Source organism: Pantoea sp. UBA5035, assembly GCF_002415245.1.
In the GTDB taxonomy this organism is placed as follows: domain Bacteria; phylum Pseudomonadota; class Gammaproteobacteria; order Enterobacterales; family Enterobacteriaceae; genus Pantoea; species Pantoea septica.
Window position 1 is genome coordinate 31,955 of record NZ_DICD01000008.1, and the last position, 20,762, is coordinate 52,716.

The 20,762-nt window shown below is 59.7% G+C and carries 19 protein-coding genes; 4 read left to right on the top strand and 15 right to left on the bottom strand.

Annotation, left to right across the window (positions count from 1 at the left end; translation table 11 throughout):
* The first annotated feature begins 97 nt into the window (after positions 1 to 97).
* Positions 98 to 1,690, top strand: a complete 1,593-nt coding sequence (locus tag B3229_RS04990) for an MFS transporter (protein WP_286869929.1) — start codon at positions 98 to 100, stop codon at positions 1,688 to 1,690.
* Positions 1,691 to 1,699: 9 nt separating this feature from the next.
* Positions 1,700 to 2,839 (top strand): glycoside hydrolase family 88/105 protein, encoded by a 1,140-nt coding sequence (locus B3229_RS04995; RefSeq protein ID WP_048785106.1) that lies wholly within the window; start codon positions 1,700 to 1,702, stop codon positions 2,837 to 2,839.
* A 59-nt stretch (positions 2,840 to 2,898) separates the two neighbouring features.
* Here B3229_RS04995 and ptsG read toward each other — a convergent pair whose 3' ends face one another.
* The 14 genes from ptsG to yceD all read right to left on the bottom strand — a co-directional run bounded on the left by ptsG (position 2,899) and on the right by yceD (position 15,122).
* On the bottom strand, positions 2,899 to 4,332 hold the full coding sequence (gene ptsG, locus B3229_RS05000) for a PTS glucose transporter subunit IIBC (RefSeq protein WP_033750915.1): 1,434 nt from the start codon (positions 4,330 to 4,332) through the stop codon (positions 2,899 to 2,901).
* A gap of 285 nt (positions 4,333 to 4,617) precedes the next feature.
* Positions 4,618 to 5,409 (bottom strand): metal-dependent hydrolase, encoded by a 792-nt coding sequence (locus B3229_RS05005; protein ID WP_286869932.1) that lies wholly within the window; start codon positions 5,407 to 5,409, stop codon positions 4,618 to 4,620.
* 19 nt (positions 5,410 to 5,428) lie between these two features.
* Positions 5,429 to 6,418 carry a DNA polymerase III subunit delta' gene (holB, locus tag B3229_RS05010; protein ID WP_286869934.1) on the bottom strand — a complete coding sequence of 330 codons (990 nt, stop codon included), beginning with the start codon at positions 6,416 to 6,418 and terminating at the stop codon, positions 5,429 to 5,431.
* Positions 6,415 to 7,047, bottom strand: coding sequence for a dTMP kinase (gene tmk / locus B3229_RS05015; RefSeq protein ID WP_048785099.1), 633 nt, complete (start codon positions 7,045 to 7,047; stop codon positions 6,415 to 6,417). The genes holB and tmk overlap by 4 nt, the downstream gene beginning before the upstream one ends.
* Complete coding sequence (mltG, locus tag B3229_RS05020; RefSeq protein WP_286869937.1) at positions 7,037 to 8,056, bottom strand: endolytic transglycosylase MltG; 1,020 nt, start codon at positions 8,054 to 8,056, stop codon at positions 7,037 to 7,039. The genes tmk and mltG overlap by 11 nt, the downstream gene beginning before the upstream one ends.
* Positions 8,053 to 8,865: an aminodeoxychorismate lyase gene (gene pabC, locus B3229_RS05025; RefSeq protein ID WP_286869938.1), complete on the bottom strand. Its 813-nt coding sequence runs from the start codon at positions 8,863 to 8,865 to the stop codon at positions 8,053 to 8,055. The genes mltG and pabC overlap by 4 nt, the downstream gene beginning before the upstream one ends.
* 120 nt (positions 8,866 to 8,985) lie before the next feature.
* Entirely contained in the window at positions 8,986 to 10,227 is a 1,242-nt protein-coding gene (fabF, locus tag B3229_RS05030) for a beta-ketoacyl-ACP synthase II (RefSeq protein ID WP_033750934.1), read from the bottom strand.
* 84 nt (positions 10,228 to 10,311) lie between these two features.
* Entirely contained in the window at positions 10,312 to 10,548 is a 237-nt protein-coding gene (acpP, locus tag B3229_RS05035; protein ID WP_025901771.1) for an acyl carrier protein, read from the bottom strand.
* A 153-nt stretch (positions 10,549 to 10,701) separates the two neighbouring features.
* The gene (gene fabG / locus B3229_RS05040) at positions 10,702 to 11,436 is read right to left on the bottom strand and encodes a 3-oxoacyl-ACP reductase FabG (protein ID WP_033750943.1); all 735 of its coding nucleotides are present in this window, start codon (positions 11,434 to 11,436) and stop codon (positions 10,702 to 10,704) included.
* Between the two features lie 10 nt (positions 11,437 to 11,446).
* The gene (gene fabD, locus B3229_RS05045) at positions 11,447 to 12,379 is read right to left on the bottom strand and encodes an ACP S-malonyltransferase (protein WP_286869943.1); all 933 of its coding nucleotides are present in this window, start codon (positions 12,377 to 12,379) and stop codon (positions 11,447 to 11,449) included.
* Positions 12,380 to 12,395: 16 nt separating this feature from the next.
* Positions 12,396 to 13,349: a beta-ketoacyl-ACP synthase III gene (locus tag B3229_RS05050; protein ID WP_286869945.1), complete on the bottom strand. Its 954-nt coding sequence runs from the start codon at positions 13,347 to 13,349 to the stop codon at positions 12,396 to 12,398.
* Positions 13,350 to 14,390: a phosphate acyltransferase PlsX gene (gene plsX / locus B3229_RS05055; RefSeq protein WP_065426301.1), complete on the bottom strand. Its 1,041-nt coding sequence runs from the start codon at positions 14,388 to 14,390 to the stop codon at positions 13,350 to 13,352.
* A gap of 25 nt (positions 14,391 to 14,415) precedes the next feature.
* Complete coding sequence (gene rpmF, locus B3229_RS05060; RefSeq protein ID WP_017348070.1) at positions 14,416 to 14,586, bottom strand: 50S ribosomal protein L32; 171 nt, start codon at positions 14,584 to 14,586, stop codon at positions 14,416 to 14,418.
* A gap of 14 nt (positions 14,587 to 14,600) precedes the next feature.
* Positions 14,601 to 15,122: a 23S rRNA accumulation protein YceD gene (gene yceD, locus B3229_RS05065; RefSeq protein ID WP_033750954.1), complete on the bottom strand. Its 522-nt coding sequence runs from the start codon at positions 15,120 to 15,122 to the stop codon at positions 14,601 to 14,603.
* A 140-nt stretch (positions 15,123 to 15,262) separates the two neighbouring features.
* Here yceD and B3229_RS05070 point away from each other — a divergent pair, with 140 nt between their 5' ends.
* Positions 15,263 to 15,847, top strand: coding sequence for a Maf family protein (locus tag B3229_RS05070; RefSeq protein ID WP_286869947.1), 585 nt, complete (start codon positions 15,263 to 15,265; stop codon positions 15,845 to 15,847).
* Positions 15,848 to 15,860: 13 nt separating this feature from the next.
* On the opposite strand, the gene rluC is transcribed toward B3229_RS05070, so the two are convergent.
* Positions 15,861 to 16,817, bottom strand: coding sequence for a 23S rRNA pseudouridine(955/2504/2580) synthase RluC (rluC, locus tag B3229_RS05075; protein WP_033750959.1), 957 nt, complete (start codon positions 16,815 to 16,817; stop codon positions 15,861 to 15,863).
* A 570-nt stretch (positions 16,818 to 17,387) separates the two neighbouring features.
* Between rluC and rne the strand changes: the two genes are divergently transcribed.
* The gene (gene rne / locus B3229_RS05080) at positions 17,388 to 20,741 is read left to right on the top strand and encodes a ribonuclease E (protein WP_286869950.1); all 3,354 of its coding nucleotides are present in this window, start codon (positions 17,388 to 17,390) and stop codon (positions 20,739 to 20,741) included.
* Positions 20,742 to 20,762 lie beyond the last annotated feature (21 nt).

Below are 20,762 nucleotides of genomic sequence, written 5' to 3' on the forward strand. Positions count from 1 at the left end.
GGTTTGCCCCGCGCTGCGGCTCTACTTTCTATCTATTCCGAGTGTGTCGTCCGGATAACAAGGGATGTAATGACTATGGCTATAAAGGAGCATCCGTATGCGCTCACGTAAAATTGGTTTTGGCCACTATCTGGCTTACGGCTCTGGGGATTTCCTCGGCGCAGGCACCACGGCGCTTACCGCCGCCTGGCTGCTCTATTTTTATACCACCTTCTGCGGTTTGACGCCTATCGAAGCGACCTTTATCTTCGCCGCCGCGCGCGTGCTGGACGCGGTGGTCAGCCCGCTAATGGGCTTCCTGACCGATAACTTCGGCTCGACCTGGCTGGGCAAGCGCTTCGGCCGCCGCAAATTCTTTATTCTGCTCGGCATTCCCTGCGTCTTCAGCTACAGCCTGATGTGGATCGGCGATATGAGCTTCTGGTGGTATCTCGCCACCTATCTGCTGTTCGATATGGTCTACACCATGATTCTGGTGCCCTATGAAACCCTGGTGCCGGAGATGACCGACGATTTCAAACAGAAGACTCGCTTTTCCGGCGCGCGTATTGCGCTGGCGCAGCTGTCGGCAATCCTTGCCGCCTTCCTGCCGGGCATTTTAATCGGCGCGCTGGGCAAAGATAATCCGCTCTCCTTTTTCTACGCCAGCCTGGTATTTTCCATTATCTGCGCGCTGGTGCTGACGCTGGTCTGGCTCTTTACCTGGGAGCGCGATCCCGGCGATTTCTCCGAGGAGTCGCGCCGCGCTGAAGAGGAGAAGCGGCAGCTGTCGCTGATGCAGAGCCTGAAGCGTCTCTATGTCGAACTCGCCTCTACGCTGCGCATCCGCATCTTTCGTCAGCATCTCGGCATGTATCTGGGCGGCTATATCGCGCAGGATGTCTTTAACGCCGTCTTCACCTGGTATGTGGTGTTCGTGCTGATGCAGAGCGCACAGATCGCTTCCAACCTGATGGGCACCATGGCGGTGCTGCAGTTTGTCGCCGTGATGGGCATGATCCCGCTCTGCATCCGCATGGGGCCGGCGCCAGCCTACCGTCTGGTCGTCACGCTGTTCGGCATTGCTGCCCTCTCTTACGCCGGCCTCTGGTATGCGGGCATGAACGACAGCTTCTCGCTGCTGCTGCTGATCTCCGCGCTGGCAGGTCTGGGACGCGGCGGCATCAACTATGTGCCCTGGAATATCTACACCTATATCGCTGACGTCGACGAGGTAATTACCGGTCAGCGCCGCGAGGGAATTTTCGCTGGTATTATGACCCTGACCCGCAAAGCCTCCCAGGCAGGGGCGGTGATGCTGGTCGGCATCGTGCTGCAACTCTCCGGCTTCGTCTCCGGGCAGGCGACGCAGCCGCCGGGCGTCAGCCATACCATTCTCGGCATTCTCAGCCTCGGCACGCTGTGTGTACTGGCATGCGGCTTCCTGGTTTCGCTGCGCTTTAAACTCAATCTGCAGACCCATACCGTGCTGCGCGAAGAGACGCTGAAGATGCGCGAAGCTGACCGCGTCCTGCCAGAGCGCATCACGCCGGAAGCGCGGGACATCGTCGAAACCCTGGCCGGCATGCCTTATGAGAATCTGTGGGGCAACAACAACATCGGCTTCCTTAACCGGCATAAACCGGCCGCGCCGCCGCTCAAGGCCGCGCGTCCGATCGCTTCTTCCCTTACTACGACCTTGAAACGATAGGAATGAACCATGACTGTATTTCCTGTGAAACAGAGTGCTCTTTTGTGCCAACCAGAATTTCTGCTGCCGCGCCGGGAGCTGTTGCAACTGATTCACAAGCTGACGCAAAACCTGGTGAATATCACCGACGAGACGGGAGAATTTTTGCTGCGCCTCGATGACGGACGCGTGATTGATACCAAAGGCTGGGCAGGCTGGGAGTGGACCCACGGCATCGGGCTCTATGGCATGCTGCACTATTACCAGCAAACCGGCGACCAGCAGACGCTGAGCATTATCGACGACTGGTTTGCCGCGCGCCTTGAGGAAGGCACGCCGACCAAGAACGTGAATACCGTCGCGCCTTTCCTGACGCTGGCTTATCGCTACGAAGAGACCGGCAACGCCGCCTGGCGGCCGGTGCTGGAGCGCTGGGCGGAATGGGTGATGTATGAGATGCCGCGCACCGAACAGGGCGGCCTGCAGCATATCGTCTACAACAATGAAAACCATCAACAGCTCTGGGACGATACGCTGATGATGAGCGTGATGGCGCTGGCGAAAATCGGCCAGCTGCTGAATCGTCAGGAATTTATCGAAGAGGCGAGCTATCAGTTCCTGCTGCATACGCAATATCTGATGGATCGTCAGACCGGGCTCTGGTTCCACGGCTGGAACTTCGAGGGCCGCCATAACTTCGCCAATGCGCGCTGGGCGCGCGGCAACAGCTGGCTCACCATCGTTATTCCCGATTTCCTGGAGATGATGAACTGGCCGGAACAGCATGCGACGCGCCGCTTCCTGCTGCAGGTGCTGGAGAGCCAGGTGAAAGCGCTGCGCGCCTGCCAGCATTCGAGCGGCCTGTGGCATACGCTGCTGGACGATCCAGATAGCTATCTGGAAGCGTCGGCAACCGCAGGCTTCGCCTACGGCATTATCAAGGCGGTGCGCAAGCGCTACCTCAGCGCGGATTATCTGCCCACCGGCCTGAACGCGCTGCGCGGCGTGATCGCCAATATCGACGAGGACGGCGAACTGAAACAGGTTTCATTCGGCACCGCGATGGGCAGCGATCTCGACTACTACCGCAACGTACCGCTGACCTCGATGCCCTACGGTCAGGCGATGGCGCTGCTGTGCCTGACGGAGTATTTACGCGTTTACCTCTGAGAGCAAAACGCAGATAAAAAAAAGCCCCGCATCTGCGGGGCTTTTTTCTTACATACGCATTACATGCTGCGAATGTATTCATCCATATCGGTTTTCAGGTTATCGGACTTGGTGCCGAAAATCGCCTGAACGCCAGAGCCTGCTACCACCACGCCACGGGCGCCGAGGTTTTTCAGCTCGTTTTGGTTAACCTTGCTGACGTCCGCCACGCTGACGCGCAGACGAGTAATACAGGCATCCAGGTTGGTGATGTTCTCTTTGCCGCCGAAGGCAGAAACCAGCTTGCCCGCCATTTCGCTGCCGGTGGCTGAAGAGGACTCAGTGGTGGTCTCTTCACGGCCTGGGGTTTTCAGGTTCAGCTTCACAATCAGCACGCGGAAAATGGTGTAGTAAACCAGACCGTAGATAATGCCGACGATCGGGAAGAGCCAGATTTTGCTGCTGTTGCCGCTCAGTACAATAAAGTCGATCAGGCCGTGCGAGAAGCTGGTGCCGTCACGCATGCCGAGCAGGATACAGATCGGGAACGCCAGACCGGCCAGAATTGCGTGGATCACGTAGAGGATCGGCGCAACGAACATAAACGAGAATTCGATCGGCTCGGTAATCCCGGTCAGGAACGCGGTCAGCGCGGCGGAGATCATGATGCCGCCCACTTTGGCGCGGTTTTCAGGCTTCGCTGAATGCCAGATGGCGATGGCCGCCGCCGGCAGGCCGTACATTTTGAACAGGAAGCCGCCAGAGAGTTTGCCCGCAGTCGGATCGCCCGCCATATAGCGCGGAATATCGCCGTGGAACACCTGACCCGCCGCGTTGGTGAACTCGCCGATCTGCATCTGGAAAGGTACGTTCCAGATATGGTGCAGGCCGAAAGGCACCAGCGCACGCTCAACGACGCCATAGATACCAAACGCCACAACCGGGTTCTGATAGGCTGCCCACTGCGAGAACTCCTGAATCGCCGAGCCAATTGGCGGCCAGATAAAGGAGAGCAGCACGCCCAGCACGATCGCCGCCAGGCCGGAGATAATCGGCACAAAGCGCTTACCGGCGAAGAAGCCGAGATATTCCGGCAGCTTGATACGGTAGAAGCGGTTGAACATATAGGCCGCTATCGCACCGGCGATAATGCCGCCCAGTACGCCGGTATCCGCCAGATGGTGCGCAGCAATCTCCTCAGCGGAGAGATGCAGCACCAGTGGCGCGACCACCGCCATGGTTTTCACCATGATGCCGTACGCCACCACCGACGCCAGCGCGGAGACGCCGTCGTTGTTGGTAAAGCCGAGCGCCACGCCGATAGCGAAGATAAGCGGCATGTTAGCAAACACCGAACCGCCCGCTTCCGCCATCACGTGGGAAACGACGGCCGGCAGCCAGCTAAAGTTTGCCGAACCAACACCTAATAAAATGCCGGCGATCGGCAAAACCGATACCGGCAGCATGAGCGATTTACCGACCTTTTGCAGGTTCGCAAATGCGTTTTTGAACATAGCCTGAAGCTCCTGAGTATGAGTGCGATTTTGCGCAGTGCGCTGGGTCGCGGGGGAGGATCCGCAACCCGTTTGACGGTGACCGCCTTTTAATTATTACGAAGGGTAAAATAAATCAGCCAGCGTTACTTTGACGACTATCACGTTTCCTGGATCGGCTTGCCCTGATATCAGTATATTCTGACTGACAGCGCCCGTTTTGCCGCCATAAAAGAGCAGCCCTGCGATAAAAAGCAGGGCAATCAGTCGGTATTACCGAATTATTACAGGCTTTGAAATAAAACCTTAACCGCCGAGCCGGCTCAACGGCACCTGGAAAAGCGTCGAGAAGTTTTGCGTAGTCGAAGCGGCCAGCGTCTCGATATCGACCCCTTTCAGCACGGCAAGGTATTCCGCCACGTCGCGCGTATAGGCTGGCTGGTTCTCTTTGCCGCGATACGGTACCGGCGCCAGATAGGGAGAGTCGGTCTCCACCAGCATGCGATCCAGCGGCACATAGCGCGCCGCTTCGCGCAGCTGTTCGGCGTTACGGAAAGTAACAATACCGGAAAACGAGATATAGAAGCCCATATCAAGCAGCTTCGCCGCCGTCGCCTGATCCTCGGTAAAGCAGTGCAGCACGCCGCCGCAGCGTTCAACCTGCTCTTCGCGCAGAATCGCCAGCGTATCGTCGCGCGCGTCGCGCGTATGCACGATAATCGGCTTGTTCAGTGCGATGCCGGTACGGATATGTTCGCGGAACGACGCCTGCTGCTGCGCTTTGGTTTCCTGTTGATAATAGTAGTCGAGGCCGGTTTCGCCCAGCGCCACCACGCGCGGATCGGCGGCCAGACGACGAAACTCCTCGACGTCGTAGGGCTCTTCCTGATTCAGCGGGTGCACGCCGACCGAGAGCGCGATATTTTCACGCTCGCCCACCAGCGCCTTCAGGGTATGAAAACCCGGCAGCGTGGTGGCGATCGCCAGCATAAACTTCACGTCGCGCGCGGCGGCTTTGGCCAGCACATCGTCGAGGTCGCGATGGTTCTTTTCATAATCCAGGCCATCAAGATGGCAGTGTGAATCCACAATAAACATAAAGTGTCTCGTTTGGTCGTTAAGCGACTACGCCAGGCTTGCGTTGATCGGCCCAGCTCAGAAGTCGGTCGGTTAACAGGAGTTCGCGGTTAACGGCGGCCACGTGGATCAGCTGTTCCCGGCACTGCATCCACGCGCGCGCGCTCTCATCCAGCGCGCGGGCGGAAAAGGTGTCCGCCAGCAGCGCGACCACATCTTCGCGATCGGGGTTGCTTAGCCAGCGCACGGCGCCCTGCTGCCATTTGATCGCATCCACCAGTAGCGCCATCAGCCAGCTGATGCGCGCGGCGACATCCTCGGCATTAAGCAGCGGCAGCAGCAGCAAAATATCCTGCCGCAGCGCGGCGGGCAGCGCGTCGCACAGGTTCTGGCGCGCCTGCCAGCGCGCCGGCTCCAGCAGCTGCAGCGCCGCCGCCGGGGCGCCCGCGCTGAGGCGCAGCGCGGTCTGCAGCGCGACAGGCTCGTGCGGCAGCTGCTTGCTCAGCCACTGCAGGCTCTGCGCCTCGTCCGGCGGCGCCAGCGAGAGCGCCATACAGCGGCTGCGCAACGTGGCCAGCAGACGCGACGATTCGCGGCTGCCTAAAAAGAACCAGCTGTTGGCCGGCGGCTCTTCCAGGGTTTTCAACAGCGCGTTAGCCGCCGATTCGCTGAGCTGCGCGGCATCGGGCAGCCAGACCACTTTCGCGCCGCCCTGCTGGGCGAAATGGTAGAGCTTCTCGGTCACCTGGCGCACCGCGTCGATACCCAGGGTGCTTTTGCCCTTCTCCGCCTCCAGGCGATACCAGTCGGGATGCGTCTGCGCCTGCATCAGCTGACAGCCGTGGCACTGGCCGCAGCTTTTTAGCCCATCCTTCTGCTGGCACATCAGCCAGCGGCTGACGCCCCACACCAGCGCCTCCTCGCCCATGCCGTCAATCGCCTGGATCAGCAGCGCGTGATGCGCGCGCCCCGCCTGATGCTGGCCGATAATGTAGCGGTAAGGCTGATTCAGCCACGGATACCAGTTCATGCCTGCCGATCCAGCCAGCGCGTCAGGGTCGTTTTAATCGCCTGGGTGACGCTGTCGAGCGGCTGCGTGGCATCTACGGTCAGGATGCGCTCGTCTTCGGCAGCCAGCGCCAGATAGCGCTCGCGAGTGCGCTCGAAAAAGCGCAGCGACTCCTGCTCGATGCGATCCAGCTCGCCGCGCGCGCGGGCGCGCTGCAGGCCGATTTCCGGCGTGACGTCGAGGTAAAGCTGAAGATCGGGGTGAAAATCGCCCAGCACGGCGTCGCGCAGCGTGCGCATCAGCGCGGCGTCCAGCCCGCGTCCGCCGCCCTGATAGGCCTGCGAAGAGAGGTCGTGCCGGTCGCCGATGACCCAGGCGCCGCGCGCCAGCGCAGGCTTGATCACGGTATCCACCAGCTGCACGCGGGCGGCGTAGAGCATCAGCAGCTCCGCTTTGTCCGTGACCTGTTCGCCCTCAATGCCCTGCTTCACCAGTACGCGCAGCTGCTCCGCCAGCGGCGTGCCGCCCGGCTCGCGGGTAAAGACGATATCCTCAACGCCCCGCTCGCGCAGCACGGCGACTACCGCCTCGCGCGCCGTGGTTTTTCCGGCGCCTTCCAGGCCTTCAATGACGATAAACTTACTTTTCATCTTTTTCCTTCAGCGTTTGCCGGTAAGCCTGTACCGCCTGATTATGACTGGCAAGGTTGGTGGTAAAGGTATGACCGCCCTTGCCGTCGGCGACAAAATAGAGGTAATCGGTTTTTTCGGGATGCGCGGCCGCTTCCAGCGAGGCTTTGCTCGGCGCGGCGATGGGGCCAGGCGGCAGACCGTTTATGGTATAGGTATTGTAATCGGTCGGCGTCTCAAGGTCTTTACGCGTCAGCGTGCCCGTATACTTCTCGCCCATGCCGTAAATCACCGTCGGATCGGTTTGCAGCTTCATACCGGTGCGCAGCCGGTTGATAAACACCGAAGCGACGCGCGCGCGTTCAGCGCTGACGGCGGTCTCTTTTTCAATCACCGACGCCATGGTCACCATCTCCTGCGGATTTTTATAGGGCAGGTCCGGCATGCGATTTTTCCAGATCTGATCCACCAGCGCCGTCATGCGGGCGTGCGCGCGCTGCAGCAGCGCGATATCGCTGGTGTTGGCGGTATAGAGATAGGTATCCGGATAGAAACTGCCTTCCAGCGCCTGTGGATCGATGTTCAGCGTCTTCGCCAGCGTGGCGAACTGGTCATCTTTCAGCTGGTGTTTGATATAGGGCGCGGAGCGCAGCTCGGCAAGCCAGTCGATCAGGCGTTGGCCCTCTACCAGCCGCAGCGGGAACTGCGCCTCTTTGCCGCTGGCAAGCAGCTGCAGCAGCGCGCGCACCGTCATCCCCTTCTCCAGCCGGTAGGTACCCGCTTTGAAGCGCGCCAGATCCGGCTCGAGCTTCAGCAGTGGACCGAACCAGACGCTTTGCGGGATCAGATGCTGGCTCTCCAGCTGCGCCTCCAGCGCCACCCGGCCGGTGCCCGCTGGTAAGGTATAGATCGTTTCCTGGTCAATGGTTAACGGCGTCGCGGCGAAGCGCTGGATTTGCCAGTAGCTGAAGGCTGCCGCCAGCACCAGAACCGCCGCGACGACGGCGAAAATTTTTTTCGTTCGACTCATTTTGCTTCCATTAAATAGCAGCTGTACTGAAACCGGCGGTAGAGCGCGCGCTCGCTGAACGCCTTGTCGTCCAGCTGTCGTACCGGCAACACCGGCATCAAGGCATTGCAGATAACGATTTCGTCGGCCGCCTGCAGCTGCGCCGCTTCACAGCGCGCCACATCGCAATGCAGACCTGCAGCGGCCATCTGCGCCATCAGATAGCGCCGCATCACGCCGTCGACGCCAGCGTGCGTCAAATCGGGCGTAAAAATGCGTTCGCCCTGCCGCCAGAATAAATTGGCCGCACAGCATTCCACCACGTAGCCCGCAGTGTCAAGCACCAGCGCCTCGTCGGCATCGCTCTGCTCGAGATGCGCGCGAATCATTACCTGCTCCAGGCGATTCAGGTGCTTGATGCCCGCCAGCAGCGGGTTCTGCGCCAGCCGCACCGGACTGGTCTGCAGCCTGACGCCCAGCGTTTGCAGCGGCTGATAGTGGTGCGGCCAGGGCGCAACCGAGACGATGCGCGTGGTGCCGCTGCTGCCATTACGGCTGTAGCCGCGTCCGCCAGCGCCGGCACTGAGAATGACTTTCAGGACCGCCTGGGCGTGTGGCTGCGCGGCTGTGCGCATCTCCTTTTCCAGCAGAGCCCAGTCGACGTCGGGCATCATCAGGCGTTCGCATCCCTCGCGCAGACGGCGCAGATGCGCCGCCAACAGCTGAATGTGGCCGTTATGCACCGCTGCCGTGGTAAAGCAGCCGTCGCCGAACTGCGTCGCGCGATCGCTGACAGGCAGCGTGCGCTGCTCCGTTCCATTTATCCACATAGGGCTCTCCCGCAGGCAAAAACGCTATGGTAGCGCGTTGTGGTGTGATAATCCGTTTCAGAGCCTTTCCAGATAGAAAAAAGGCCCGCATTTGCGGGCCTTTTGCCAGAACGTGAATCGTCAGATCTTACGGAAAATCAATGAGCCGTTCGTGCCGCCGAAGCCGAAGGAGTTACACAGCGTGTACTCCAGACCGCTAACCTGACGCGCCGTGTGAGGCACGAAGTCAAGATCGCAGCCTTCATCCGGGTTATCCAGGTTGATGGTCGGCGGAACGGCCTGGTCGCGCAGCGCAAGAATCGAGTAGATTGACTCTACCGCGCCTGCCGCGCCCAGCAGGTGGCCGGTCATCGATTTGGTCGAGCTGACCATAACGGTTTTCGCCGAGGCGCCGAAAATGGTTTTCACCGCCTGCGCTTCCGCTTTGTCACCCGCTGGCGTAGAGGTGCCGTGCGCGTTGACGTAGCCGATCTGCTCTGCCGACAGCTGCGCGTCGCGCAGCGCGTTTTCCATCGCCAGCGCGGCGCCAGCGCCGTTTTCCGGCGGCGACGTCATGTGGTAAGCATCGCTGCTCATGCCGAAGCCGACAATTTCCGCATAGATTTTCGCGCCGCGTTTTTTCGCGTGCTCATACTCTTCCAGCACGATAATGCCCGCGCCGTCGCCCAGCACGAAGCCGTCACGATCTTTATCCCACGGACGGCTTGCCGCCTGCGGGTTATCGTTGCGCGTAGAGAGCGCGCGCGCTGCGCCAAAGCCGCCCACGCCCAGCGGGGTGCTGGCTTTCTCTGCGCCGCCCGCCAGCATCACGTCAGCATCGTTATAGGCGATGATACGCGCCGCATGACCGATGTTGTGCACGCCGGAAGTACAGGCAGTGGCGATAGAGATGCTGGGACCTTTCATGCCATACATAATCGTCAGATGGCCGGCGATCATGTTCACGATGGTCGAAGGTACAAAGAACGGACTGATTTTGCGCGGACCGCCGTTGACCAGCGAGGTATGGTTCTCTTCGATCAGACCCAGTCCGCCGATGCCGGAACCAATTGCCGCGCCGATGCGTCCAGCGTTTTCATCGGTCACGACTAGACCCGAATCCTGCATAGCCTGCACGCCGGCAACAATGCCGTATTGGATGAAGTCATCCATCTTGCGCTGATCTTTGCGCGAGATGATTTCATCACAATTGAAATCTCTTACGATGCCAGCAAAACGGGTTGCGTAGGCACTCGTATCAAAATGGTCGATCAGGTTAATGCCGCTCTGACCGGCAAGGAGAGCACTCCAGGTAGACTCTACGGTTTTGCCGACAGGAGACAACATGCCAAGACCGGTCACAACTACACGACGCTTAGACACGTTCGTCCTCCAGGGAGGGGGAATAAAAACTCTAAGGAACTAGCATAAAACTCAGGCGGTCGAGCGACCGCCTGAAGATATTCATTAGCCTTGGTGGCTATTGATGTAGTCGATCGCTGCCTGAACGGTAGTGATTTTCTCAGCTTCTTCGTCTGGAATTTCAGTATCAAACTCTTCTTCCAGAGCCATTACCAGCTCAACGGTGTCAAGAGAATCAGCACCCAGGTCTTCAACGAAAGATGCAGAGTTTGTTACTTCGTCCTCTTTCACACCCAGCTGCTCAGCAATGATTTTCTTAACGCGTTGTTCGATATCGCTCATACTATTTAATTTCCTATCAAAACTCGCTTTCGCGATGGTTTTCGTAGTGTATAAAATGTTGAAAAAGATGCAACAAAATCCCGGCTGGTCGAACCACGATTTTACGCTATTTTGCGGTTTTTACCGCAAACAATGCAAATGATTTCGTGATTATCAGACCATGTACATGCCGCCATTGACGTGCAGCGTCTCACCCGTGATGTAGGCTGCTTCGTCAGAGGCTAAGAATGCAACAGCATTGGCGATTTCCTGCGCGTCGCCTAAACGACCTGCGGGAACCTGCGTCAAAATGCCGGAACGTTGATCTTCGCTCAGTGCACGCGTCATGTCCGTCTCGATAAAGCCCGGAGCCACGACGTTTACGGTAATGCCACGTGACGCAACTTCGCGCGCCAGTGATTTGCTAAAGCCAATCAAACCCGCCTTGGCTGCTGCGTAGTTTGCCTGACCCGCGTTGCCCATGGTGCCAACAACGGAACCGATGGTAATGATACGACCCACGCGTTTTTTCATCATGGCGCGCAATACCGCCTTGGAAAGGCGGAAAACCGACGTCAGGTTGGTATCCAGGATATCCGCCCATTCGTCGTCTTTCATGCGCATCAACAGATTGTCACGCGTAATGCCTGCATTATTGACCAAAATGTCTACTTCGCCAAATTCTGCGCGAACCTTCTCCAGCACGCTGTCGATCGATGCGGGATCGGTCACATTCAGCAGCAGACCTTTGCCGTTATCGCCGAGGTAAGCGCTGATGGCTTCTGCGCCGCTTTCGCTGGTCGCGGTGCCGATAACTTTAGCGCCGCGCGCGACCAGCGTTTCAGCGATCGCGCGGCCAATGCCGCGGCTCGCGCCTGTTACCAGCGCAACTTTACCTTCAAAGCTCATGTTTATCCTCTTATTCCTGTTCAAGTGCTGCAGAAAGCGACGTTGGGTCGTTGACCGCTGCCGCCGTCAGGCTGTCCACAATGCGTTTGGTCAGACCCGTCAGCACTTTGCCCGGCCCCATTTCCAGCAGCTGGGTAACGCCCTGCGACGCCATAAATTCTACGCTCTCGGTCCAGCGAACCGGGCTGTAAAGCTGGCGCACCAGCGCGTGGCGGATCGCCGCCGCGTCGCTTTCGCATTTTACGTCAACGTTATTCACCACCGGAACGGACGGCGCGTTGAACGCAATCTCTTCCAGCGCTACCGCCAGCTTGTCTGCGGCAGGCTTCATCAGCGCGCAGTGCGACGGCACGCTGACCGGCAGCGGCAGCGCGCGCTTGGCGCCTGCGGCTTTACAGGCTGCGCCTGCGCGTTCTACCGCTTCTTTATTTCCAGCGATGACCACCTGGCCCGGCGAGTTAAAGTTAACCGGCGAGACCACCTGGCCCTGCGCGCTCTCTTCGCAGGCTTTGCGAATCGAGGCGTCGTCGAGGCCGATAATCGCCTGCATCGCGCCGGTGCCTTCCGGCACCGCTTCCTGCATCAGCTTGCCGCGCAGCTCCACCAGCTTGATGGCGTCGGCGAAATCAAGCACGCCGGCGCACACCAGCGCGGAGTATTCGCCGAGGCTATGGCCGGCCATCAGCGTCGGCTGCGCGCCGCCCTGCTGCTGCCAGACGCGATAGATCGCTACGGAAGCGGCCAGCAGCGCAGGCTGCGTCTGCCAGGTCTTGTTCAGCTCTTCAGCCGGGCCAGCGCTAACCAGCTGCCACAGATCGTATCCCAGCGCGTCAGACGCTTCGCGGAAGGTCGCTTCCACCAGCGGATAAGTTGCCGCCAGCTCAGAGAGCATGCCGACGGTCTGCGATCCCTGACCGGGAAAAACAAAGGCAAATTGCGTCATCTTTCTTTCCTGTGAATCAAAAGCGAACCAGTGCGGAACCCCAGGTGAACCCGCCACCAAAGGCTTCCAGCAGAATCAGTTGTCCGGGTTTGATACGGCCGTCGCGCACGGCTTCATCCAGCGCGCTGGGCACCGACGCCGCCGAGGTATTGCCGTGACGATCCAGCGTGACCACCACTTTATCCATGCCCATGCCGAGTTTTTTCGCCGTCGCGCTGATGATGCGCAGGTTAGCCTGATGCGGCACCAGCCAGTCGAGCATTTCGCGATCGAGATTATTGGCCTGCAGGGTTTCGTCAACGATGTGCGCCAGTTCGGTTACCGCCACCTTGAACACTTCGTTGCCGGCCATGGTGAGATAGGCTGGCTCGTCCTGGTTGGCGCGATTCTGGTAAGGCAGCGTCAGCAGCTGACCGTAGCGGCCGTCGGCGTGCAGATGCGTAGAGATAATGCCCTGCTCTTCGCTCGCGCCTAATACCACCGCGCCCGCGCCGTCGCCGAACAGAATAATGGTGCCGCGATCGTTGGGATCGAGGGTGCGCGCCAGCACGTCGGAGCCAATCACCAGCGCATGCTTCACCGCGCCGTTTTTAATGTACTGGTCCGCGACGCTCAGCGCATAAGTAAAGCCTGCGCAGGCGGCCGCGAGGTCGAAGGCGGCGCAGTCGTTGGTGCCCAGCATCTGCTGGATCATGCAGGCCGAGCTGGGAAAAGCGTGGCTGGACGAGGTGGTGGCGACGATAATCAGTCCGATGTCGTCTGCCTCTACGCCCGCCATCTCCAGCGCGCGCTGCGCAGCCGCGAAGCCCATGCTGGCGACGGTTTCATCCGGCGCGGCAATGCGGCGTTCGCGGATGCCGGTGCGGGTTACGATCCACTCGTCCGACGTCTCCACCATTTTTTCCAGATCCGCATTCGAACGCACCTGGCTAGGCAAATAGCTGCCCGTACCGATAATTTTGGTAAACATCTAGGCTTTGTCACTCCTGGCTAATACAGCATCAAGACGCGCGGCGATTCGTTCGGGAACCTGCCGTCGCACCGCCTGCTCTGCCTGTTCTATCGCCACGGCAAAGGCGCGTTGATTGGCCGCGCCATGGCTTTTGATCACTGTTCCGCGCAATCCTAACAGACAAGCGCCATTGTACTGGTCGGGGTTGAGATGCCCGAAGCGCTTAGCCAGACGTTTCTGAATCCAGCGCCCCAGCAGCTTCAGCCACCATGACCGTTTTTTCCCCTCCCCTGAAGACTTCAGCAGGGAAAGGAACATTCTTACCACGCCTTCCATGGTTTTCAGCGTGACGTTGCCGACGAAACCGTCACACACCAGCACATCTGTCTTGCCGGTAAGCAGGTCGTTGCCTTCCAGGTAACCAATATAGTTAATCTGCCCGGACGCTTTCAGCATGCTGGCGGCGGCGCGTATGCTCTCCAGCCCTTTGGTCTCTTCCTGACCAATATTGAGCAGCGCGACGCGGGGATTGGGGATCGCTAACACCTCTTCCGCCATCACCGCGCCCATTACGGCAAACTGCACCAGCATCTCGCTGTCGGAGTCCACGTTGGCGCCTAAATCGAGCACCACCGTTTTGCCGCGCTGCTGATGCGGCAGCACGGTCATTAACGCCGGGCGCTCAATGCCGTCCAGCGGTTTTATCATTAATTTCGCCAGCCCCATCAGGGCGCCGGTGTTGCCAGCGCTGACGCAGGCCTGCGCTCGTCCCTCTTTCACCAGCTCCAGCGCAATACGCATTGAGCTGCCGCGACTGGCGCGGATAGCCTGAGAGGGCCGCGCATCGCTTGCAATAACTGACTCCGCAGGAATGACCTGCAAACGTTCTGTTAACGAGGAATCCGCTTTGGCAAGCAATGGAGTGATGTCGTCGGGAATGCCGACCAGAAGAAGATTGAGATGCGAATGAGAGGCCAGTGCCTGCAACGCTGCAGGCACTGTCACGCAGGGACCGAAATCCCCGCCCATGGCATCAATAGCCAGGGTCAAACGTGTCAAAGTATCACCTTGCTAAGCGCAAGTCTTACTTGGTGATAACCTTGCGACCGCGGTAGTAACCATCCGCAGTGATGTGGTGACGCAGATGCGTTTCGCCAGAAACTTTATCTACAGACAGAGTTGCAGTGGTCAGCGCATCGTGCGAACGACGCATACCACGCTTAGAACGGGTGGGTTTATTCTGTTGTACGGCCATGGACCTTACTCCTATTACTTACGCTTTAAACTGGCTAATACGGCAAATGGGTTTGGTTTTTCCGCCTCTGCAGGCAATTTGCCAAAGACCATGTCCGCCTCGGACACTTCACAGTGTTCAGAATCATGCACCGGAACGACCGGCAGCGCGAGAATGATTTCATCCTCTATCACCGCCAGCAGATCGACTTCGCCAAAATCATCGACGTCGATCGGCTCGTAGGCTTCCGGCAGTGCCTCGGCCTGCTCATCGGTTGAGACAGGACTGAAGCAATAGCTTACGTGGACAGCGTGAGGGAATGTCTGGTTGCAGCGCTGACAGCGCAATGTAACCTGCACGTCCGCTGTACCTTGCAGTACGGCGAGGCGCTGGCTGTCAACCGCAAACGACATGGTACATTCCACGTCACTGTCCACACTAACAACTGATTCGGCTACGCGCTCCACCTGTTCAGGGGTGTAAACGCCCTGATAATCCAGGCGTTTTTGAGCGGCGCGGACCGGATCCAGCGTCAGGGGTAATTTTACCTTTTGCATAGGGCGCGCATATTAACTTTGTAACGTCATAGAGTCAAAGAAAAAGGCCGTTTCACAGCATCTTTCACCAGTTATTCGCATCCAGTGCGGCGCACAGTTTAAAATGAGTGTCACCAATTCGCCATTACTATTGTGAAAAAATGCCTGACTCTCTTCTTTTAGCCTCAACCTCGCCGTTTCGTCAGGCGCTGCTGGGCAAACTCGGCCTGCCTTTTATTACCGCTGCGCCAGACGTTGACGAAACGCCGCGCGCAGGCGAAGCCGCCGACGCCCTGGTGACGCGCCTCGCCGTGGCCAAAGCGCAGGCGCTGGCCGCCGACTATCCCGACAGCTGGATTATCGGCTCGGATCAGGTATGCGTGCTCGACGGCGCCATCACCGGCAAGCCGCACACGCCCGAGCGCGCCTTTGCGCAGCTGCGTCAGGCGAGCGGCAACGCCATCACCTTTTATACCGGGCTGGCGCTCTACCAGCCGCGCAGCAGGACGCTGATGCAGTGCTGCGAGCCCTTTGTGGTGCACTTCCGCTCTCTCAGCGATGCGGAGATCCGCGCCTATATAGAGAAGGAGCAGCCTTTGCAGTGCGCCGGAAGTTTCAAGAGCGAAAGGCTGGGCATTTGCCTGTTCGAGCGGCTGGAGGGGCGCGATCCAAATACCCTGGTCGGGCTGCCGCTGATTGCGCTCAGCGGCATGTTGCGGGCGGTCGGCATCAATCCGCTGGAGTGACGCCGAAAGCGCGTCAGCTTTTTTGCTGACGCAGCGCCTGCAGGCAGCGCTTGAGCTCGTTATCGAGCGGCGCCTCTAAACGCAGCGTTTCGCCGCTGCCGGGATGGGTAAAGGTCAGGGCGGCGGCGTGCAGGAACAAACGGCGCAGTCCGGTTGGAGCCAGCTGGCTATCGAACTCGCGCTCGCCGTAGCGATCGTCGAAGGCGATAGGATGTCCGGCATGCAGGGTATGCACGCGAATCTGATGGGTGCGGCCCGTGACCGGACTCGCCTTGACCAGCGTGGCGAAGGCGAAGCGCTCTTCCACTTTAAAGCGCGTTTCCGACGGTTTCCCTTCGCTGCTGACGCGCACCACGCGCTCGCCGCTCTGCAGGATATTCTTCAGCAGCGGCGCCTGTACGCTCTTGAGGTGCGACGGCCAGCTGCCGCGCACCAGCGCCAGATAATCCTTCTGCATCCCCTTTTCGCGCAGCTGCTCATGCAGCGAGCGCAGCGCCGACCGCTTCTTGGCGACCAGCAGCACGCCGGAGGTGTCGCGATCGAGGCGATGCACCAGTTCGAGGAAGCGCGCTTCGGGACGCAGCGCGCGCAGCCCTTCGATCACGCCGAAGCTCAGCCCGCTGCCGCCGTGCACCGCCGTGCCGGAAGGCTTATTGAGCACCAGAATATGATCGTCTTCGAAGATGATCGCCTCCGCCAGCGCCGCAACTTTCTCCAGCTTCGGCGACACCGCCTGCTCTTCTCGCTCGGCGACGCGCACCGGCGGGATGCGCACCTCGTCGCCCTCTTCCAGCTTATATTCCGGCTTAATGCGTTTTTTATTCACCCGCACCTCGCCTTTGCGCAGGATGCGGTAAATCATGCTTTTCGGCACGCCTTTAAGCTGGGTGCGTAAAAAGTTATCGATGCGTTGTCCGGCATTTTCAGCCGAAATGGCGACAAGCTGTACGCCAGGATTCTCTGTTTTCATGGCGGCGATTCTAAATAGTGTCCTGTGATAGCGCCACCCCTTTTTCTGTGCTTAACTCTCCTCTTGTCGCGCGAAAAAGCGCAGCGTGCGCTGGCTTTTTCAGCAGCCTGCTCATTCGTCCGACATATTAAGGTGTTATGCATCACTAATCTTCATCTGGCGGTAAAAGTCGCCTTGCTATATGAAGGTTAGCAATGGAATAATGCTTGAGTTTCTCGTCTGATGCATTTCAGGCCAGAAAAAGAGCTAATTAGTCATTTTGCCGAATGAAACGCACACGCAGCAATGGCGTAAGACGTGATTTTTATTCAGGCACTTAGCGGGCTGCGGGTTGCGGCCTGGACGGAAGTTTGAAATGCAGGAGTTATCAATTTCTCTCAGGCATTTTAGCGCAACGGCGCTGTTTTTCCTTATGAAAAACAGGCCACCGACGTTATTTGCGCCCCTCGCGCAGTCGACAACCGGGAGGTTGACGTAAGGCACTTAGTCACGGGGCCATCGGTCAGAACTCGTCCAGGGTAACTATGCCCGCAGCTTTATCACTCATGTGAGAATAACGAGTCAGAAACGATGAAAAGAATGTTAATTAATGCAACTCAGCAGGAGGAGTTGCGCGTTGCCCTGGTTGATGGACAACGCCTGTACGATCTGGATATTGAAAGCCCCGGACACGAACAGAAAAAAGCCAACATCTACAAAGGTAAGATCACCCGCATTGAACCCAGCCTCGAAGCTGCGTTTGTCGATTACGGCGCCGAGCGCCACGGTTTTCTCCCCCTGAAAGAAATCTCCCGCGAATACTTCCCATCCAGCTATAACTCGCAAGGCCGTCCGAATATCAAAGAGGTGCTGCGCGAAGGTCAGGAAGTGATCGTTCAGATCGATAAAGAAGAGCGCGGCAACAAAGGCGCGGCGCTGACCACCTTTATCTCTCTGGCGGGCAGCTATCTGGTGCTGATGCCGAACAATCCGCGCGCGGGCGGTATCTCCCGCCGCATCGAAGGCGACGATCGCACCGAGCTGAAAGAGGCGCTCTCGTCGCTGGAGCTGCCGGACGGCATGGGTCTGATCGTTCGCACCGCAGGCGTCGGCAAATCCGCCGAGGCGCTGCAGTGGGACCTGAGCTTCCGTCTGAAACACTGGGAAGCGATCAAAAAAGCCGCTGAAAACCGCCCTGCGCCTTTCCTGATCCACCAGGAAAGCAACGTTATCGTGCGCGCCTTCCGCGACTACCTGCGCCAGGACATCGGCGAAATCCTGATCGACAACCCGAAAGTGCTCGAGCTGGCGCGCCAGCATATCGCCGCCCTCGGTCGTCCCGATTTCAGCAGCAAGATCAAGCTCTACACCGGCGAGATCCCGCTGTTCAGCCACTATCAGATCGAATCGCAGATTGAGTCCGCCTTCCAGCGCGAAGTGCGCCTGCCGTCAGGCGGCTCGATCGTTATCGACAGCACCGAAGCGCTGACCGCCATCGACATCAACTCGGCGCGCGCCACGCGCGGCGGCGATATCGAAGAGACGGCGTTCAACACCAACCTGGAAGCCGCCGATGAGATCGCGCGCCAGCTGCGCCTGCGTGACCTGGGCGGTCTGATCGTTATCGACTTTATCGATATGACGCCGGTGCGTCACCAGCGCGCGGTGGAAAATCGCCTGCGCGAAGCGGTGCGTCAGGATCGCGCGCGCATTCAGATCAGCCATATTTCGCGCTTCGGCCTGCTGGAGATGTCGCGTCAGCGCCTCAGCCCGTCGCTGGGCGAGTCGAGTCATCACGTCTGTCCGCGCTGTAGCGGCACCGGCACCATCCGCGACAATGAATCGCTGTCGCTGTCGATTCTGCGCCTGATTGAAGAAGAAGCGCTGAAAGACAACACCAAAGAGGTGCACGCCATTGTCCCGGTGCAGATCGCCTCTTACCTGCTGAACGAAAAACGTGAAGCGGTGAACGCAATTGAGAAGCGCCAGGGCGGCGTTCGCGCGATTATCGTGCCGGACGATCGCATGGAAACGCCGCACTACTCCGTGCTGCGCGTGCGCAAAGGCGAAGAGACGCAGACCCTCAGCTATCACCTGCCGAAGCTGCATGAAGCTGAAATGGCGATGCCGTCGGAAGAGGAACACGCCGAGCGCCGTCGTCCTGAACAACCTGCGCTGGCCGCCTTTGTAATGCCTGACGCGCCGCCGGCGCCGGCCGAGACCCCAGCCGAGCAGCCTAAAGCCGTTGAGCCGCAGCCTGAAGCCAAACCGGCCGCCGCCGCGCCAGCCGCCGCCAGCGGTACCGGCTTCTTTAGCCGTCTGCTGAAAAAACTGTTCGGCGGCGACGAGCCCGCCCCGACGCCAGCCGCGGAACCGACGCCGGCGCCGCAGGCCAGCAGCGAAGAGAGCGACAACGACAGTAGCGCCAAGGAGCGCGGCGATCGTCGCAACAATCGCCGCAACAACAACCGTCGCGAGCGTACGCCGCGCAACGGCGACAGCCGCGAGCCGCGTGAAAACCGTGAACCGCGCGAAAGCCGCGAGCCGCGTGAGAATCGCGAACCGCGCGAAAGCCGTGAGCCGCGTGAAAATCGCGAACCGCGCGAAAGCCGCGAACCGCGCGACAACGCCGATGCGCGTCGCAACAAGCGCCAGTCACCGCAGAACGAAGCGCGCGAAGAGCGCAGCCCGGTTCTGAGCGACGAAGCGCGCCAGCAGCGCGAAGAGCAACAGCAGCAGCGTCGCGAACAGCGCGCCGAGCGCCAGCGTCGTCGCCAGGAAGAGAAGCGCGCGCAGCAGGAAGCGAGCAAAGCCGTTGAAACCGCCGCCGTCGCTGACGTCGTCGAGACCCCGGAAGCGCAGGAAGATGAGCGCGTTCAGGTCATGCCGCGCCGCAAGCCGCGCCAGCTGACGCAGAAAGTGCGTATCGGCGGCGAGACGGAGCAGCCGACAGCGGAAGCTGTGGACACGCAGCCAGAGGCCGTACGCAATGCGCCGCAGATCGAAGAGCCAGCGCAGTTCGAGCAGGATGAGACGGAAAACCGCGACAACGGCAATATGCCGCGCCGTTCGCGCCGTTCGCCGCGCCACCTGCGCGTCAGCGGACAGCGTCGCCGTCGCTATCGCGACGAGCGTTATCCGACCGAGTCAGCCATGCCGCTGGCTGCCGCCGCAGCGTCGCCAGAAATGGCATCCGGCAAGGTCTGGGTACGCTATCCGGTCGCTCAGCCGGTAGAGATGCAGGAGCCGCAGCAGGATGCGCCGGACTACAGCCAGCAAGAAACCGCAGGCGCTATCGCCCTGCCGGTTGCCGCTGTCGAAGCCGCGCCGTCCATCGAAGCCGCGCCGCAGGCTGACGTTGCGCCGCAGATCAATGCCGCTGAAGCGCAACCGGCTGATGAGGTGCAGCAGGCTGAACCTCAGGCGGAAACACCGGTCACGCTGGTTAATACTGATAACACCGCGCCGATTGAGGCGCCGGTAAATCATGAACCTGCCGTGATCCCGGCCGCCGACGAAGCCGTAGCGGAAGCGATCGCCGAGCAGGCTGTTCCAGCTGCGCCGGCTGTTGAAGAAGCAACGCCAGCCGCCGACGCCACCGAGATCGCTGCTGAATCAGCGCACGACGTGACGCCGGAAGCAGAAGCGCAGGTTGAGGAAGTGCTGAACGCGCCGGTTGCGGCAGAGAGCACGCCTGAGCCGATTAGCGAGCCGCATGCGCCCGTTCCGGCACGCGACGCCGCGCCACAGGAATCCGCCGTCCGCTTTGCGCATCACGCCTCCGCGCCGATGACCAAAGCACCGGCGCCAGCCTGGCAGCCGGAGCCGGCACGCCACAGCGACTGGGTGCGCGCGCCGTTCGCCTTCGAAGGCAAAGGCGCAGCGGGCGGTCACAGCGCCACGCATCAGGCGACCGCTCCGGCGACCCGACCTGAGAGCGCGTAACGACCTGACGCGACCTACAAA